This is a genomic window from Amycolatopsis sp. Hca4 (genome assembly GCF_013364075.1).
Lineage (GTDB): Bacteria > Actinomycetota > Actinomycetes > Mycobacteriales > Pseudonocardiaceae > Amycolatopsis.
In genome coordinates this window covers 7,797,567-7,812,522 of record NZ_CP054925.1, presented here as the reverse complement: position 1 = coordinate 7,812,522, position 14,956 = coordinate 7,797,567, and the positions used below count along the sequence as shown (strand labels likewise).

The following is a 14,956-nucleotide window of genomic DNA, read 5'->3' as shown; positions in this document are numbered from 1 at the left end:
GCTCTCGCGGTCAGACGGTCGCCAGCGGGTGGGCGTGGCGCAGCCGGATGCTCTTGGCGGACAGGTAGCGGCGCCGGTCGGTGACCAGGATCGAGACCAGCGTCCCGACCACCAGCCACGCGGCGAGCTGGGCGACCCCGGTCGTGAGGCCGGTGCCGTCGGTGGCCGCGGCCCGCAGCGCCAGGACGGCGCCGTGGGTCGGGAGGTAGTCCGCGATGGCATACAGCGGCCCCGGCAGCGTCGAGACGACGCCGGTCGCGCCCGCCAGGACCAGCACCGCGAGAGAAGCTATCCGGCCGGCGCGGCCGAAGATCGCCGTGGCGGCCTGGTTCAGCGCGACGAACGCCGAGGCGGCCAGCAGCGCGATCAGCAGGAAGCCGAGGGTGCCGACGAACCCGAGTTCGAGCACCGGGACGGCGATCGCGGTGATGGCGACCGCGGCCAGGGCCGCCGCGGTGGCGCCGGGGATGGCGGCGCGGACGATGATCCGCCACGTCGGTTCACGCGCGGTCAGGACGCCGTCCGGCACGGCCCGGGTGACGATGTAGGTGGCCAGCGCCAGCGCCCACAGGGCGAGCGCGGCGAACAACGTCAGGGCCAGGGTGCCGATCGGGGTGCCGTCGGTCCTGGCGGTGCTCGGGTCGGCCGCGACGGTCTTGAGGTGCGCGCGTTCGGCGTCGGTGTAACTGGGCACCTGGTCGCGGCCCTGGTCCAGCTGGGTGGCGAGTTCCCGGGCGCCGTCGTCGGCCTTCTTGGTCCCGTCCTTCAGCTGCCCGGCTCCGGAGGCGAGCTTCTGCGCGCCGGAGTTCGCCTGCCGGACGCCGGTGTCGAGCTGCCTCGCGCCACTGGCGGCGGACGCGATGCCGGCGGCCAGCTCCTTCGACTTCGCGGCGAGCTGCGCGTTGCCGACGGCGACCTTGCGGGCGCCGGTGGCCAGGGCCTGAACGGCGTCGCGGGCCTTGACGGCGTTGGCGCGGACGGCGGCCTTGACGCCGTCGATCTTGCCCGCGTCGGTGGTGAACCGGTCCGCGGTCGCCCGGAGCCGGTCGCAGAACGCCGGGGAGCCGGTGCACTCGTCCGCGAGCTGCCGGAACTGCTGGGCCGCGCTGCTCGCCGACGGGACGGCGTCGAGCGCGGCGATGATCCGGTTCGCCAGCGGGACGACGACGCCGGCGAGCTGTTCGTTGCCGTCGGCGACCTGGTCGGCGCCGTCGGCCAGCTGCCGGGTCAGCGCGGGCAGCTGCGCGGTGTCGCGCTCGGCCTGGGTGAGCCCGGACGCCAGCTTGCCGGAGCCGGTGGCGAGCTGGGCGGTTCCGTCGGCGAGCTGGCCGGCGCCGGTGCGCAGCTGCCCGGCGGCATCGTCCAGCTGACGCGTCCCGTCGGCCAGCTGGGCCGCGCCGTCCGCGGCTTGGCCGACCTTCTGGTGCAGGGTGGTGAATCCGATGTAGACGTTGTCCAAATAGGTCTGCACGACCTGCTGGTTCAACGTCCGTTGGGTGGCCTGGGCGATGTGGCCGGCCAAGCCGGGGTCGCTGACACCGGCCGCGTCGGAGGTCTGCACCTGCAGCTGCGCTTGGCGAGCCTCGAGCGGTTTGGCGGTGGCACTCGAGGTGGCGCGGGCGGAGAAGTCCTTCGGAATCGTCACCGTGGCCGCGTAGCTGCCGTCGGCGAGACCGGCGGCGGCGTCGTCGGCGTCGGTGAGGACCCAGTCGTAGGCCGAATCTTCGCTGTGGGTCAGGTAACCCGCCAGCTGACGGCCGAGCGGGATGGTCTGGCCGTTGACCTGGACGGGTTCGTCGTGGTTGACCACGGCGGCCTTGGCCGTGCCGTGGTTGGCGTCCGGTGTCCAGAACGCCCACGTGAGCAGGCCCATGACGATGAGCGGCACGGCGATCAGGCCGGCCCAGGTGCGCCAGGTCAGCGGCCCGGTGGCGAGGGCACGGGCGGAATCGGCGAACGGCTTGAGCATCAGCGGACCTCGGCGGGCTGGACGGCGGTGAGGGTGTGCAGGTGTGTGCCCGCGGGCAGCAGGTCCGCGATGCGCTCGGGGTCCTGGCAGGTCAGCACGAAGGTCGTGGCACCCCGCTCGGCGACGAGCCTGCGGACGTGGTCGCGGACGTCGGCGCGCAGCACGAGGTCGACGTCGTCGACCACGACGAGCCCGGCGTCGCCGTCGCGGGCGATCTGCCGGGCCGGGTCCGCTGTGCCGCGGCACGGGATGACGGCGACGTCGCGGCGCAGGGCGTGCGTGTGCTGGGGCAGCACCCGGCCGAGCACCTTGAGGTCGCCGGTGAACTTGGTGACCCGGCCGGCCAGCGTGTACGCCAGCGCGGTCTTGCCGCAGGCCCCCGTGCCGTGCAGCACCAGCACGCCGCCGCGGGGAACGCGCAGGTCGACGTCCCGGTACACCGGACGCCCGCGGTCGTCCTCCATGCGCAGGCCGCGGGCGCTGATCGCCTCGTCCGTGCCGGGCCAGTCCGCGAGCCGCAGTTCGTGCACGAGCGCGTCGCCCTCGGCGTCGAACACCGGCAGCGCGCGGTCCAGCTTCGGCGGCAGCCCCCAGGCCCGGCGGCCGAGCAACGCCAGCACGGCGGGCACCAGGGTCATCCGGACGATGAAAGCGTCGATGAAGACCCCGACGGCGAGGCTGAACGCGATGGGTTTGATGGTGGCGCTGCCTTCGGGCACGAACGCGGCGAACACCGCGAACATGATCACCGCGGCCGCGACCACCACGCGCGAGGCGGAGATGAACCCGGACTCGATCGCGTGGTGCGGATCGCGCGAGTGGACGTAGTCTTCGCGGATTCGGGAGACGAGGAAGACCTCGTAGTCCATGGCGAGTCCGAAGAGGACACCCATGAGGATGATCGGCAGGAAGCTGATCACGCTGCCGGTGTGCGTCACGTTCAGGACGTCCGCGAGGTGTCCTTGCACGAACACGAACGACGTCGCCCCGAAGGCCGCCGCGACCGAGAGCAGGTAGCCGGCGGTGGCCTTGATCGGCACCCAGATCGAGCGGAACACCATGGCCAGCAGGATGAGCGAGAGCCCGACGACCAGGATGCCGAACGGGAGCAGGGCGCTGCCGAGCTGGGCGGAGACGTCGATGCCGACCGCGGTGATGCCGGTGACCGCGGTCTGCGTGCCGTAGACCTCACGGAAGTGCGGCTCCAGCCCGCGCAGCCGGGCCACCAGGTCGTCGGTCTGCGCGGAGTCCGGCGCGGTGGTGGGGACGACCTGGATGATCCCGGTGTCGCCCTTGGGGTTCGGGGTGGCCAGCGGGACCGAGGCGACGCCGGGGACGTGCCGGATCTCGTCGGCGATCTTGTTCACCAGGCCGATCGGGTCGGTGCTGGTGATGATGTCGGCGGTGACGATCAGCGGGCCGTTGTAGCCGGGACCGAAGTGTTCGCTGACGACTTCGTAGGTGTCGCGGGCCGGGCTGCCGTGCTCCTCGGTTCCGTTGTCCGGCAACGCCAGCCGCAGGCTCGTCGCGGGAATCGCGCACACCGCGAGCCCGCCGACCACGACCAGCACGGTGACCAGGGGCGCCTTCGTCGCGGCGCGGACCCACCAGCGCGCGATCCGCGGCTTCCGGCGGCGCCGGGTCCGCTTCGGTTTCGGGGCGCGCGGCCGCAACCGCTTGCCCGCGAAGGACATCAGCGCCGGCACCAGCGTGACGGCGATCCCGACCGCCAGTGCCACGGCCACCGCGGCGGCGACGCCCATGGTGGTCAGGAACGGGATCCCCGCGACGGCCAGGCCGAGCAGGGCGATGACGACGGTGAGGCCGGCGAAGATCACCGCCGAGCCGGCGGTGGCGGTGGCCCTGGCGATCGACTCCTCGACGTCGAGGCCTTCCGCGAGCTGGTCGCGGTGCCGGGACAGCAGGAACAGGGCGTAGTCGATGCCGACCGCGAGCCCGATCATCACCGCCAGCATCGGCGCGGTCGACGAGATCGGCGTGACCGGGGTGGCCAGGAAGATCAGCCCGATCGCGACGCCGACCCCGAGGACCGCGGTGAGCAGCGGCATGACCGCGGCGATCAGGGACCGGAACATCAGCACCAGGACCAGCAGCGCGATGAGCAGGCCGATGCCCTCGGTGGGGCTGAGCTTCGGCACCCGGTCGGAGAACGCGTCGCCGCCGGTGTACACCTTCGCGCCGGTCTGGCGCCCGAGGTCGTCGGCGATCGTGGCGAGCCCGGCCTTGGTACCCGGGTCGACGGCGGCGAGCTGGACCTTCAGCGGTACGGCGATCAGCGCGGCCCGGTCGTCGTCCGATACCGCGCCGCTGACGTTCTCGTCGAACGGGTTCACGACGGTGGCGACCTGGTCCAGCTTCCCGATGCGGATCACCGCCTGCGCCACCGCGGCACGGTTGCCCGGGGTGTCGGCCTTCGCACCGTCCGGCACCACCAGGACCAGCTGGGCCGACGTGCCGCTGACTTCGGGGAAGACCCGGCCGAGGTGGTCCAGCGCGTCCTGGGACTCCGACCCGGGGATGGCGAAGGCGTCGTCGGTGCCCTGGTTGAACAGCAGGGCCGCCCCGCCGGCCGCGGCCAGGACCACCACCCACAGCGCCAGCACGAGCACCCGGGCGCGGGCGGCGGTGCGGCCCAGCCGGTAGAGGAACGACGACACGAGGCCTCCTGACCACGTTGGATACGTCGTGTATCGTAATGCAGGATGTATCCGATGCAGAGTGCATCGCGTCACTCCTCCGGGTGGACCGGGAAAAGTAAGGTGGCGGCATGACGACCGGCGAGGCGAGCCCGAGAGGGATGACCCGGCGACGCGCGGAGACCCGGCGGCGGGTCATCGAGGCGGCGCACGACGTCTTCTCGGAACTGGGGATCCGCGACGCGCCGGTCGAGCTGATCTGCGACCGCGCGGGGTTCACCCGCGGCGCCTTCTACTCCAACTTCGCCAGCAAGGAGGAGTTGTTCCTCGCGGTCTACGAGGTGCAGATGCAGGAGCGCATCCAGCGGCTGCGCGCCGCGGTCGCCGAAGCCACCGCGACGGTGGACCCGACGTCCGCGGACGCGGTCACGCGCGTGCTGCAGGAGGCGGCCGCGCTGTTCATGGCGTCGCTGACCGCGGACGAGACGTGGTACCTGCTCAACGCCGAATTCCGCGCCCAGGCCCTGCGCCAGCCCGAACTGCGCGCACCGACGGCCGCCGCCGAGCGCCGGTTCCACGCCGCCCTCGCCGGAATCCTGCTCGACCTGGTCGGCCGGCTGGGCCTGCGCCTGGCGGTCGAACCCGAGAGCGCCGTCATCACGATCGTCCGGCTGTACGAGACGATGCTCGAACGAGCGATCCTCGACGAACTGCCCGACCGGGCGGACAACCGTTACGTCAACCAGGTGCTGCCCCGGCTGCTGACCGCACTGGTCACCCCGGACGAGGGCTGACGGCCTCGTCCGCACGCCGGGCCGATGGGCCTGAAAGCGTTTTCAGCACCGACGACCCGCCAACCGCGGCCTCGCCCTCTCGCACCACGACATCGACGACGGCTGGGACCTCTACACCAAGACCGACACCGGTCCCGTCGGCCCGGTGACCATCGAGGACTCCCTCGCCTACGCCAACGGCACCCTCGGCGACGGCACGGTCAACAAGAACGGCGACCGCAACGGCCACCACGGGTTCACCCACAACAGCAATCCCGGCTCCATGTCCGTCTCGGACAACGTCGGCATCGACAACGCCGAACGCAACTTCTCCTTCGACACCGGGACTTCGGTGTTCCGCAACGACACCTCGTGCCGCCTCGCCGGTGGCGGGTCGAACGACAAGACCGTCGACAGCTCGGACCAGTTCTGGACGGGCGAGAACGGGTCGCGGTGCGCGTCCTACACCGGCACGGTGAAGTGGTCCTTCGCCTCCGGCGGGCGGCTCGTGGTCACCTTCGGCTGATCGCCACCGCCCGTGAGCGCCGTCACCCGATCCTGTCGAAATCCTGAGAACCGGACAGAACTGGCACTCCACGGCCGTCCCGTGCGTTGTCGGAGCAGGAAGAACGGAGGGGCCATGGGTGCGCTAGGGACGCTGCTCGGGTTCGCGCTGAGCCTGTACCTGCTGGTACTGGTCGCGCGGATGGTGCTGGACTGGGTCGCGGTGGTCGGCAACACCCCGCCGTGGGCGCGGCGCGCCCGCGGCCTGGCCTACGCCGCGACCGAGCCGGTGATCGGGCCGGTGCGGCGGGTCGTGCGGCCGGTGCGGATCGGCGGGATTTCACTCGACCTCGCCTTCACGCTCGTCTTCATCGGCGTGATCGTGCTGCGAAGCATCGTGTACGCGCTTTAAAGCGTGCCGCGGAACCCGGCGGACAGCCGATCGACGCTGCGCTCGAGTTCGGCGCGCAGGCCACGCAGGTCGACGCCGTCGGGGTCGATCAACGCCTGCATCGAGATCCCGCGCAGCTGGGCCAGCAACGCCGAGGCGTACGAATCGGGGTCGCGGACACCGGTGATGGAGCCGTCCGCGACCCCGCTGGCCACGGTCTGCGCGATGGCGAACCGGAACCGGCGGTCGGCCTCGGTCAGCGCGCCGCGCAACGCCGAGTACTCCGCCGCCGCGTCGCCCCAGAGGGCCAGGAAGGCCTGGTTGAGCGTCGGCATCGTGCGGATCAGCTCGAAGATGATGTCCAGCAGCGCCCGCAGCATGTCCATCGGCGTCGCGTTCGCCGAGCCGGTGCGGGCCGCGACGGCCTCGCTGTAGGCGTCGGTGAACGCCGCCACGGCGTGCTCGACGAGCCGTTCCCCGAGCCCGTCCTTGTCGCCGAAGTGCTGGAAGACGACCGACCGCGCGTAGCCCGAGCGGGCGCAGACGCCGCCGATCTTCAACCGGCCGAAGCCCTCTTCGGCGATCAGGTGTGCAGCGGCATCCAGGATGCGTGCCTCGACGACTTCGTCGCCGTCCTCCTGGATCCGGCCGTCGGCGGCGCGGTCCACCCGGGTCATGTTAGCGAGTGCAACCGCGGCGTACTGACCGAACCGTCAGCGGACCGTGCGAGGACGGTAAGCGGGCACCCGCACTCTCGGCGTCGGCACCGACCGAACCGAGAGGAACCCTTCCGATGACCACCAAGACCGTGCTCGTTTCCGGGGCGGGCATCGCCGGCCCGTCCGCCGCCCACTGGCTGCACCGCGCCGGCTACCGGGTGACCGTCGTCGAGTCCGCGCCCGCGCTGCGACCCGGCGGCCAAGCCGTCGACTTCCGCGGTGAACAGGTGAAACTGCTGTCCGCGATGGGGGTGCTCGACGAAATCCGCCGGTACGAGACGGCGATGGGCGACCAGACCGTACTCGGCCTCGACGGCCGTCCGGTGCTGACCGTGCCCGGTGCCGCGTGGAGCGGCGAGGTCGAGATCCTGCGCGGCGACCTGGCGCGGATCCTCCACGAGCACACCGCGGACCACACCGAATACGTCTTCGGCGACCGCGTCACGAGCCTCACCGAAACCGCGGACGGCGTCGAAGTCACCTTCCGCCGCGGTGCGCCGCGGAAGTTCGACCTCGTCGTCGGGGCCGACGGCGTGCACTCCGGGGTGCGGGCCGCCGCCTTCGGGCCGGAGCGGGACTTCCGGAGCGACCTCGGCTTCGGCATCGCCGGCTACACCGCGCCCAACCACCTCGGGCTCGACCACGCCAGCGTCATGTACAACGAGCCGGGCCGCGGCCTCACCGCGGGCAGCCACCGGCTGCCGGACCGGTTGCACGTCAGCCTGGTCTTCGCCGCCGACGGCGTCGAATTCCACCGGCGGACGCCGGAAGAGCAGCGGGCCCTGATCGCGCAGCTGTTCGCGGACACCGGCTGGGAGACACCGAAGCTGCTCGAAGCGCTGCTCGCGGCCGACGACCTGTACGTCGACTCGATCAGCCAGATCCACCTCGACCGCTGGTCGAAGGGCCGGGTCGTGCTGCTCGGCGACGCCGCGTGGTGCGCCGGGCCCGGCGGGTCCGGCACCGGGCTCGCGATGATGGGCGCCCAGGTGCTGGCCGGCGAACTCGCGGCGGCCGGCGGCGACCACGTGACGGCGTTCGCGAAGTACGAGCAGCGGCTGCGCAAGCCGGCCACGGTGGGGCAGAAGAACGGCAAGGGCTCCGGCAACTTCCTCGCGCCGCGCACGGCCGCGAAGATCCGCAGCCGCAACCGCGCCTACCGGATGCTGAGCACCCGGCTGTTCGGCGGGATCTTCACCTGGATGACCGACCGGGCGGCCAACGCGCTCGAATACCGTGAATATCCCGATTCCTCTCATCGGGGGGCTCGACTGGCGACTCGACGTGAGGTGGGTCACTCTTGACGCCATGTCAGCACTTCGGGCTGCCGACGCCCCGGTCCGGACGGCACTCGCCGGGCTGGCCGTGCTGGCCCTTGGCGTGGTGACGGCGCTGAACGCGCGGTCCCTGCCGGTGATCGGCGACGGGACGACCTACGCGGCCGAGTTCGCCGAAGCGGCCGGGCTGGCGGTGGGCAACGACGTCCGCATCGCCGGCGTCGAGGTCGGCCGGGTGTCGGACGTGCGGCTGCGCGGCGACCACGTGCTGGTTTCGTTCCGGGCCAAGGGAGCCTGGCTGGGCGACGCGACGACCGCGGCGATCCGGCTGAAGACCGTGCTGGGCCAGAAGTACCTCGCCCTCGACCCGCAGGGCGAGGGCACGCTCGACCCGGGATCGCCCATCCCGCGCTCCCGCACCACGGTGCCCTACGACATCCTCGCGGCGTTCGGCGACCTCTCGTCCACAGTGGACCGAATCGACACCGCGCGGCTGGCGAAGAGCTTCGACACGCTGTCGGCGACGCTGGCGGACACGCCGCAGAGCGTCCGCGCCGCGTTGACCGGGCTCTCGCGGCTGTCGGACTCCCTCGCCTCCCGCGACCGGCAGCTGAGGTCGTTGCTGGGCAACACGCGGGTGGTTTCGCAGACGCTGGTGGACCGCGACGCGGCGGTGCGCCGCCTCATCGAAGACGGCAACGAGCTGCTCGCCTCGATAAGCAGCCGCGAGGCGGCGATCACCACGTTGCTCGACGGCTCACGGCGGTTGTCGTCGGAGGTGTCCGGGCTGATCGGCGAGTCCCGGGTCGCCCCGCTGCTCACCGAGCTCGACCAGCTGACGTCGATGCTGCAGCGCAACCAGGACGCGCTGGCCGCGGGGCTCCGCGCGTTCGCCCCGTTCGTCCGGCTGGGGACGAACCTGGCGGGGAACGGCCGGTGGATCGACGGTTATCTGTGCGGGTTGGTGCTGCCGTCGTTCGGACCGCTGAACGAAGAAGGCTGCCACGGTTAGCCTTTCCGCCGAGCACTCCCCTGCGCGGCGGCGCACAGGACCGGCTCGGTCTCTCCGTCCACTGTGTACAGCTCGCAGCGGCAGGTGGCCCGCGACCGCCCGGCCTGCACGACGACGGCGCGGGCGCGCAGGACCTCGCCGACCGCGGGCCGGAGGTAGTCGATCGTGAAGCCGGCGGTGAGCAGCGCCGGGCCGAGGACGGTGCCGGCGGCGAAGGTCAGCGCGTTGTCGGCGGCGTAGGCGAGCACGCCGCCGTGGACGTAACCGTTCTGCTGGTGGAGTTCTTCGCGGATGTCCAGTTCGAGGGTGGCCGCGCCGTCGCCGAACTCGGTCAGGCGGGCGCCGAGGAGCCTGCTGAACGGCTGGCTGGCCAGACCTGCGCGCGCTGCCGCGAAATCGAGCACGACCCACCCCCACTTCACTAGTGAAGTGAGCATGGCGCTGAGCCGCCCCGCCTGTCAAGATCGGCACGTGCCGGAACCCGATCAGCGCCTGTTCTTCCTGCTCCAGCAAGCCGCCCACCGGCTTCGCGTGGCGGCCGACCGCCGCTGCCTGTCCGCGGCCGGCATCACCACGGCCCAGCTCGGAGCGCTCTTCGCCATCGGCGAGGGCTCGACCCAGCGCGAGGTGGCGGAGCAGCTGGGCCAGCGGGAGTCGGCGGTGACCGCGATGGTGACCCGGCTCGTCGACGCGGGCCTGGTCGCGAAGCAGCCGCACCCGCACGAACACCGGGCGGTGGTGCTGCGGTTGGCGGCGGCCGGCGAAGAGGCTTTGGTCCGGGTCGGCCCGGCGATCGAGGAGTTCAACGCGCGGCTGCGGGCGGTCCTGGGCGAGGCCGGGTTCCGCGACACGGCGGAAGGCGTCGGGAAGCTCGCGCGCAGCGAGTGGTGAGCCCTACGCCACGATCAGCCGGAACCCCGCGTCCCACTCCGGCAGGTCCAGCAGCTCCGCGTGGTCCGCCTGCCAGTGTCCCGACTCCAAGTCCGCCCGCAGCCGCGCGATCCCCCGTGCAACCGCCTCCGGCGAGGTCTGGGCCAACGCCGAACACGATCGCCGGACCGCCGGGTCGAGGTACGCCTCCGGGCGGCGCCAGTACGCCGGGAACACGCCGTCCGTGAAGTCCCACGGCACCGGCAGCGGCACTACCGACACCGCACCCAGGTGCTCCGCGATCTCCGGCGCCGAGGGCCTCGACCGCTCGAGGAACGCCACCTCCGGCACGTACTCCCGCACGAACCAGAAGTCGCTGTGCCGGGCCGTGTCGTACGCCAGCACCACCCGGCGGCCCGCCACGCGGCGCAGCTCGTCGAGGCCGGCGCGCCAGTCGGGCCAGTGGTGCACGGTCAACACCGCCAGCGCGGCGTCGAACGCGCCCGAGGGGAACGGCAGCGCCTCGGCGACCGCCCGCACGACCGGCGCGGCCCCGGGCGGGCGTTGCCGGATCATCGCCACCGACGGCTCGACCGCGACCACCCGCCGCGACGGCGGCTCGTACGACCCCGTCCCCGAGCCGACGTCCAGCACCGAAGCCGCCGGCCCCAGCGCGGCGAGCACCGGCGCCAGCCAGCGCGGGTCGGTCCGCCGCCCCGCCGCGTAGCCGATGCCGATCTCGTCGTAGCGCGTCATCAGCGCTCGGTGCCGTCGCCGCCGTTCTGCTCGGCCAGGAACCGCTCGAACTGGGAACCGAGTTCCTCCGCCGTCGGCATGTGCTCGACCGACTCCGCCAGCAGGCTGCCGCGGTCGGAGGCCTCGATGAACGTGTCGTACTGCCGCTCCAGGGCGCGGACGACGTCGGCGATCTCGTCGGACTCGGCGACCTGGCGGTTGATCTCGGCGTCGGCCAGGTCGGCGGCCGTGCGCAGCTCGCCCTCCGGCAGGCTCAGCCCGGTCGCGCGGCTCAGCGCGTCGAGCACGATCAGCGACGCCGCCGGGTAGGTCGACTGCGCGAGGTAGTGCGGCACGTGCGCCGCGAAGCCCATCGCGTCGTGGCCCCACTCGCCGAAGCGGTACTCCAGCAGCGCGGCCAGGCTGCCCGGGACCTGCAGCCGGTTCGGCAGCGGCTGGTTGTCGCCGACCAGGTCCTTGCGGGTCGCGTGTGCGGTGACGCCGAGCGGGCGGGTGTGCGGCGCGCCCATCGGGATGCCGTGGAAGCCCGCGGTCAGCCGGACGCCCCAGCGCTCGACGAGGTTGCGGACCGCCGCGGAGAACCGCTCCCAGTCGTGGTCCGGCTCCGGGCCGGACAGCAGCAGGAACGGCGTGCCGTCGGTGTCGTGCAGCAGGTGCACGACCAGTTCGGGCGCGTCGTAGTCCTCCCAGTGGTCGACCGCGTAGGTCATCGTCGGCCGCCGCGAGCGGTAGTCGATGAGCCGGTCGACGTCGAAGCGGGCGATCACCCGGTGCTCGCCGCCCAGCAGGTGCTCGGCCAGCAGACGGCCCGCCGAGCCCGCGTCCATGAACCCCTCGAAGTGGTGCAGCAGCACCGCTCCGGTCAGGTCGGGGACGTCCGAGTCCACCTCGTACAGGTCGTCGGGATCGAATCCCACCGGGTCCTCCTGGTCTCTGCTACACCAATCCGTCAAGCACAACACACCCCGGGTGGGATTCCATTCCGCCGACGGTGTCGCCGATCGTAACGCCACGCGTTCGAGGCCGGTTCGGATCGCCTTCGTGACAAGTGTCGTGGGCAGGCAAGGCCCTGATCGGGCACGCTTGAGCGGTGAGCGAACACACCACGAACACGGCGCTGCGGCTGCGGCCGCCGGCGCACCGGGTCAGCCGCCGGGCCATCGGCTACTGGACGGTGACCGCCTCGATCCTGTGGATCATCCTGCTCGGCGTCCAGACGCTCATCGTGGTGACCAGCGACGACGCGCCGGAGTTCCTGACCGTGACGCTGGTGCTCTCCTGCGTGCTCGGCCCGCTGCACCTGATCGTGATGCCCCAGTGGCGCTACCGCGTGCACCGCTGGGAGGTCACCGAGGAGGCCGTCTACACGCAGTCCGGCTGGCTGAAGCAGGAGTGGCGGATCGCGCCGGTTTCGCGGATCCAGACCGTCGACATCGAGCGCGACCCGTTCGAGCAGCTGTTCGGGCTGGCGAAGATCACCGTGACGACGGCGTCCGCGGCCGGCCCGCTGCGCATCTCGGGCCTGGCGCACGACCGCGCGCTCGTACTGGCCGACGAGCTCACGAAGACGACCCAGGCCGTCCGCGGGGACGCGACGTGACCCCCACCGAAGCCGCGGAGAGCACCGAACCCGCCGTCACGCCGCCCGCCGAGGGCACGCAGGACGCGCCGTGGCACCACCTCGACCGGCGGATGCTGCTCATCCGGCCCGTGCTGGACCTGGTGAAGTCGCTGCCGGTGCTGGCCGGCGCGCTGCTGTTCGGCCACGGCGAACCGTGGCAGTGGGTCGGCCTCGTGTTCACCGCGATCGCCGTGTTCACCGGTGTCTCGCACGTGCTCACCTCGCGCTACCGGATCACCGAGTCGCAGGTCGAGTGGCGCACGGGGCTGCTTTCGCGGAAGCACCGGGCCGTTCCGCGCGACCGGATCCGCACGGTCGACGTCACCTCCGAGCCCAAGCACCGGCTCTTCTCGCTGGCCGCCGCGCGGATCGGCACCGGACGCCACTCGCATGGGAAGGGGCCGGGCAAGGACGAACTCGTCCTGGACGCCGTCACCATCGCCGAGGCCCAGCGGCTGCGGACGCTGCTGCTGCACCGCAAGGCCGAGGCCGCCGCCCCTGAGGAAGCCACCGCCGCGCCTCAGGAGCAGCTGATCGCCGCGGTCGACAAGCGGTGGCTGCGGTACGCGCCGTTCACGCTGTCCGGGCTGGCCGTGGTCGGTGCCGCCGTCGGCACGGTCTACCACTTCGCGCACGAGCTGCACTTCGACCCGATCCAGTTCTCGCTGGTCCAGGCGGTCGTCGGGCACTTCGCCGACACCCCGGTGTGGGTGAGCCTGGTGCTCGCGGCCGTCGGGCTGCTGGTGCTCGTCGCGCTGCTGTCGGTCGGCGGGTACGTGCTGTCGTTCTGGAACTTCCGGCTCACCCGCGAGCCCGCCGGGACGCTGCACATCCGGCGCGGGCTGATCACCACGCGGTCGGTGTCGATCGAGGAGGACCGCCTGCGCGGCGCCGAAATCCGCGAGCCGCTGCCGCTGCGGCTGGCCGGCGGCGCCCGCTGCGTCGCCATCGCCGCCGGCCTGCGGGAAGGCAAGAGCGCCGACAAGGGCGGCAGCCTGCTGCTGCCGCCGGCGCCGCTGGCACGTGCGCACGAAGTCGTCGCCGACGTCCTGGGCGAGGACCCGGTGGCGACGCCGCTGGTGCGCCACCCGCGCCGGGCGCTGTACCGGCGGCTGTCCCGGGCCGTCTTCAGCGTGCTGCTGTTCGCCGCGGCGCTCTACGGCCTGGCGTGGCTCGGCGCGCTGCCGGACTGGCCGTGGCAGGTCGCGCTCGTGCTCGTGCCGTTCGCCGCGCTCGTCGGCTGGGACCGCTACCGCGGCCTCGGTCACGCGCTCACCGGCCGCTACCTCGTGACGCGGTCGGGGTCGCTGGACCGCGGCACAGCGGCGGTCCGCTGCGACGGGATGACCGGGATCGTCGTGGAGCGCTCGTACTTCCAGCGCCGGGCCGGGCTGGTCACGCTGATCGCGCCGGTGGCCGCGGGCAAGGGGAAGTACGCGGTGCCCGACGTCGGCGAGGCCGACGGGCTGGCGCTCGCCGACCGGGCCGTCCCCGGGTTGCTGACCCCGTTCCTCACCGGTGACCGGGACCGCGGTTGACGGCTCACCGGCAACGCTCGTAGCGTTCAGTTCGCCGTCCGAAACCCTCGACCGCAGTTCGCGTTCACGAGAGGACGGCAGGATGTTCCGGAAGCTCTTCGCTGTGCTGGTCGCGGGGATCGTCGTGGCCTCGGCCATGGCCCCCACCGCGTCCGCCGCGGACAACCCCTACGGTGACCCGAATCTGGTGCCGATGTTCGACGGCACCGGCCTCGGCGGGTGGACCTCGTCGAAAGACGGGCTCTGGTCGGCGAAGAACGGCGTCATCCACGGCAATGGCACCGCGCGCGGCTGGTTGTACTACAACAAACAGCAGGTCGGCACGTTTCGGTGGATATTCAGCGTGCGGCAGGTCAAGGGCAACCACAAACCGACCGTGCTGATCTGGGGCACCACCGATCCGATCCGCGACGCGCTGAGCGCGATCCAGTTCCAGCCGCCGAACGGCGGACACTGGGACTACCGGCCGGGGCACAACAACGGCGGCGGGAAACTGTTCCAGCAGCTGCCGCACACCACGATCGACATCAAGAAGTGGGCCCAGTGCGAGCTGATCGGCGACGCCGCCACCGGGGTCGCGCGGATGGCCTGCTGCCCGCTCAGCGGCACGGCGATCACCTGCAAGGGCGTCGAAGTGCTGCGGTTCACCGACAAGACCGCGGGGCGCGTCGGCCCGCTCGCGCTGCAGGTGCACAACTCCGGGATCCAGGACGAGTACCGCGGGCTCTACGTCGAGTCACCGGTGGTGACGAAACCGGGCGAGTTTCTCACGATGTGACCTCGGTGCGGCGGTGATGGCCTTTTTCCGGGCCTATTGCTGGCCTTCCTTTCACACTACGTGCTAATTTATTCACCCCGTGTGATAGCGA

The 14,956-nt window shown here is 71.9% G+C and carries 15 protein-coding genes; 9 read left to right on the top strand and 6 right to left on the bottom strand.

Annotated features, from left to right (window positions below; translation table 11 throughout):
* Positions 1 to 10: 10 nt before the first annotated feature.
* Both HUT10_RS35415 and HUT10_RS35410 read right to left on the bottom strand, forming a co-directional pair.
* Positions 11 to 1,969 carry a YhgE/Pip family protein gene (locus HUT10_RS35415; protein ID WP_176175163.1) on the bottom strand — a complete coding sequence of 653 codons (1,959 nt, stop codon included), beginning with the start codon at positions 1,967 to 1,969 and terminating at the stop codon, positions 11 to 13.
* Positions 1,969 to 4,647 (bottom strand): MMPL family transporter, encoded by a 2,679-nt coding sequence (locus HUT10_RS35410; protein WP_176175162.1) that lies wholly within the window; start codon positions 4,645 to 4,647, stop codon positions 1,969 to 1,971. Before HUT10_RS35410 ends, HUT10_RS35415 begins: the two co-directional genes overlap by 1 nt.
* 110 nt (positions 4,648 to 4,757) lie before the next feature.
* Here HUT10_RS35410 and HUT10_RS35405 point away from each other — a divergent pair, with 110 nt between their 5' ends.
* The 3 genes from HUT10_RS35405 to HUT10_RS35395 all read left to right on the top strand — a co-directional run bounded on the left by HUT10_RS35405 (position 4,758) and on the right by HUT10_RS35395 (position 6,315).
* Positions 4,758 to 5,420, top strand: coding sequence for a TetR/AcrR family transcriptional regulator (locus tag HUT10_RS35405; protein WP_176175161.1), 663 nt, complete (start codon positions 4,758 to 4,760; stop codon positions 5,418 to 5,420).
* A 145-nt stretch (positions 5,421 to 5,565) separates the two neighbouring features.
* Positions 5,566 to 5,925: a hypothetical protein gene (locus HUT10_RS35400; protein WP_254897162.1), complete on the top strand. Its 360-nt coding sequence runs from the start codon at positions 5,566 to 5,568 to the stop codon at positions 5,923 to 5,925.
* Positions 5,926 to 6,039: 114 nt separating this feature from the next.
* Positions 6,040 to 6,315, top strand: coding sequence for a YggT family protein (locus HUT10_RS35395; RefSeq protein WP_176175160.1), 276 nt, complete (start codon positions 6,040 to 6,042; stop codon positions 6,313 to 6,315).
* Here HUT10_RS35395 and HUT10_RS35390 read toward each other — a convergent pair.
* Positions 6,312 to 6,971, bottom strand: coding sequence for a TetR/AcrR family transcriptional regulator (locus HUT10_RS35390; protein ID WP_176175159.1), 660 nt, complete (start codon positions 6,969 to 6,971; stop codon positions 6,312 to 6,314). The genes HUT10_RS35395 and HUT10_RS35390 overlap by 4 nt on opposite strands.
* 116 nt (positions 6,972 to 7,087) lie before the next feature.
* On the opposite strand from HUT10_RS35390, the gene HUT10_RS35385 reads away from it, so the two are divergent.
* Positions 7,088 to 8,317 (top strand): FAD-dependent monooxygenase, encoded by a 1,230-nt coding sequence (locus HUT10_RS35385; RefSeq protein WP_176175158.1) that lies wholly within the window; start codon positions 7,088 to 7,090, stop codon positions 8,315 to 8,317.
* A 4-nt stretch (positions 8,318 to 8,321) separates the two neighbouring features.
* Entirely contained in the window at positions 8,322 to 9,302 is a 981-nt protein-coding gene (locus tag HUT10_RS35380; RefSeq protein ID WP_176175157.1) for an MCE family protein, read from the top strand.
* On the opposite strand, the gene HUT10_RS35375 is transcribed toward HUT10_RS35380, so the two are convergent.
* Positions 9,299 to 9,724, bottom strand: coding sequence for a PaaI family thioesterase (locus tag HUT10_RS35375; RefSeq protein WP_254897161.1), 426 nt, complete (start codon positions 9,722 to 9,724; stop codon positions 9,299 to 9,301). The two genes, HUT10_RS35380 and HUT10_RS35375, sit on opposite strands and share 4 nt — an antisense overlap.
* Before the next feature lie 49 nt (positions 9,725 to 9,773).
* On the opposite strand from HUT10_RS35375, the gene HUT10_RS35370 reads away from it, so the two are divergent.
* Entirely contained in the window at positions 9,774 to 10,193 is a 420-nt protein-coding gene (locus HUT10_RS35370; RefSeq protein ID WP_176175155.1) for a MarR family winged helix-turn-helix transcriptional regulator, read from the top strand.
* A gap of 3 nt (positions 10,194 to 10,196) precedes the next feature.
* Here the strand turns inward: HUT10_RS35370 and HUT10_RS35365 are convergent, their stop codons facing one another.
* Entirely contained in the window at positions 10,197 to 10,928 is a 732-nt protein-coding gene (locus tag HUT10_RS35365) for a class I SAM-dependent methyltransferase (protein WP_176175154.1), read from the bottom strand.
* The gene (locus HUT10_RS35360; protein WP_176175153.1) at positions 10,928 to 11,845 is read right to left on the bottom strand and encodes a proteasome assembly chaperone family protein; all 918 of its coding nucleotides are present in this window, start codon (positions 11,843 to 11,845) and stop codon (positions 10,928 to 10,930) included. The genes HUT10_RS35365 and HUT10_RS35360 overlap by 1 nt, the downstream gene beginning before the upstream one ends.
* A 173-nt stretch (positions 11,846 to 12,018) precedes the next feature.
* On the opposite strand from HUT10_RS35360, the gene HUT10_RS35355 reads away from it, so the two are divergent.
* The 3 genes from HUT10_RS35355 to HUT10_RS35345 all read left to right on the top strand — a co-directional run bounded on the left by HUT10_RS35355 (position 12,019) and on the right by HUT10_RS35345 (position 14,865).
* Positions 12,019 to 12,528, top strand: coding sequence for a PH domain-containing protein (locus tag HUT10_RS35355; RefSeq protein ID WP_176175152.1), 510 nt, complete (start codon positions 12,019 to 12,021; stop codon positions 12,526 to 12,528).
* A complete protein-coding gene (locus tag HUT10_RS35350) occupies positions 12,525 to 14,087 on the top strand; it encodes a PH domain-containing protein (protein WP_176175151.1) in 1,563 nt (520 codons plus the stop codon). Before HUT10_RS35355 ends, HUT10_RS35350 begins: the two co-directional genes overlap by 4 nt.
* A gap of 82 nt (positions 14,088 to 14,169) precedes the next feature.
* Positions 14,170 to 14,865, top strand: a complete 696-nt coding sequence (locus HUT10_RS35345) for a family 16 glycoside hydrolase (protein WP_176175150.1) — start codon at positions 14,170 to 14,172, stop codon at positions 14,863 to 14,865.
* Positions 14,866 to 14,956 lie beyond the last annotated feature (91 nt).

What these genes read in the sequence shown, in the direction of transcription:
- HUT10_RS35415 (WP_176175163.1), bottom strand. Translation starts at nt 1,969, where the DNA reads ATGCTCAAGCCGTTCGCCGATTCCGCCCGTGCCCTCGCCACCGGGCCG.
- HUT10_RS35405 (WP_176175161.1), top strand. Translation starts at nt 4,758, where the DNA reads ATGACGACCGGCGAGGCGAGCCCGAGAGGGATGACCCGGCGACGCGCG.
- HUT10_RS35395 (WP_176175160.1), top strand. Translation starts at nt 6,040, where the DNA reads ATGGGTGCGCTAGGGACGCTGCTCGGGTTCGCGCTGAGCCTGTACCTG.
- HUT10_RS35390 (WP_176175159.1), bottom strand. Translation starts at nt 6,971, where the DNA reads ATGACCCGGGTGGACCGCGCCGCCGACGGCCGGATCCAGGAGGACGGC.
- HUT10_RS35385 (WP_176175158.1), top strand. Translation starts at nt 7,088, where the DNA reads ATGACCACCAAGACCGTGCTCGTTTCCGGGGCGGGCATCGCCGGCCCG.
- HUT10_RS35380 (WP_176175157.1), top strand. Translation starts at nt 8,322, where the DNA reads ATGTCAGCACTTCGGGCTGCCGACGCCCCGGTCCGGACGGCACTCGCC.
- HUT10_RS35365 (WP_176175154.1), bottom strand. Translation starts at nt 10,928, where the DNA reads ATGACGCGCTACGACGAGATCGGCATCGGCTACGCGGCGGGGCGGCGG.
- HUT10_RS35345 (WP_176175150.1), top strand. Translation starts at nt 14,170, where the DNA reads ATGTTCCGGAAGCTCTTCGCTGTGCTGGTCGCGGGGATCGTCGTGGCC.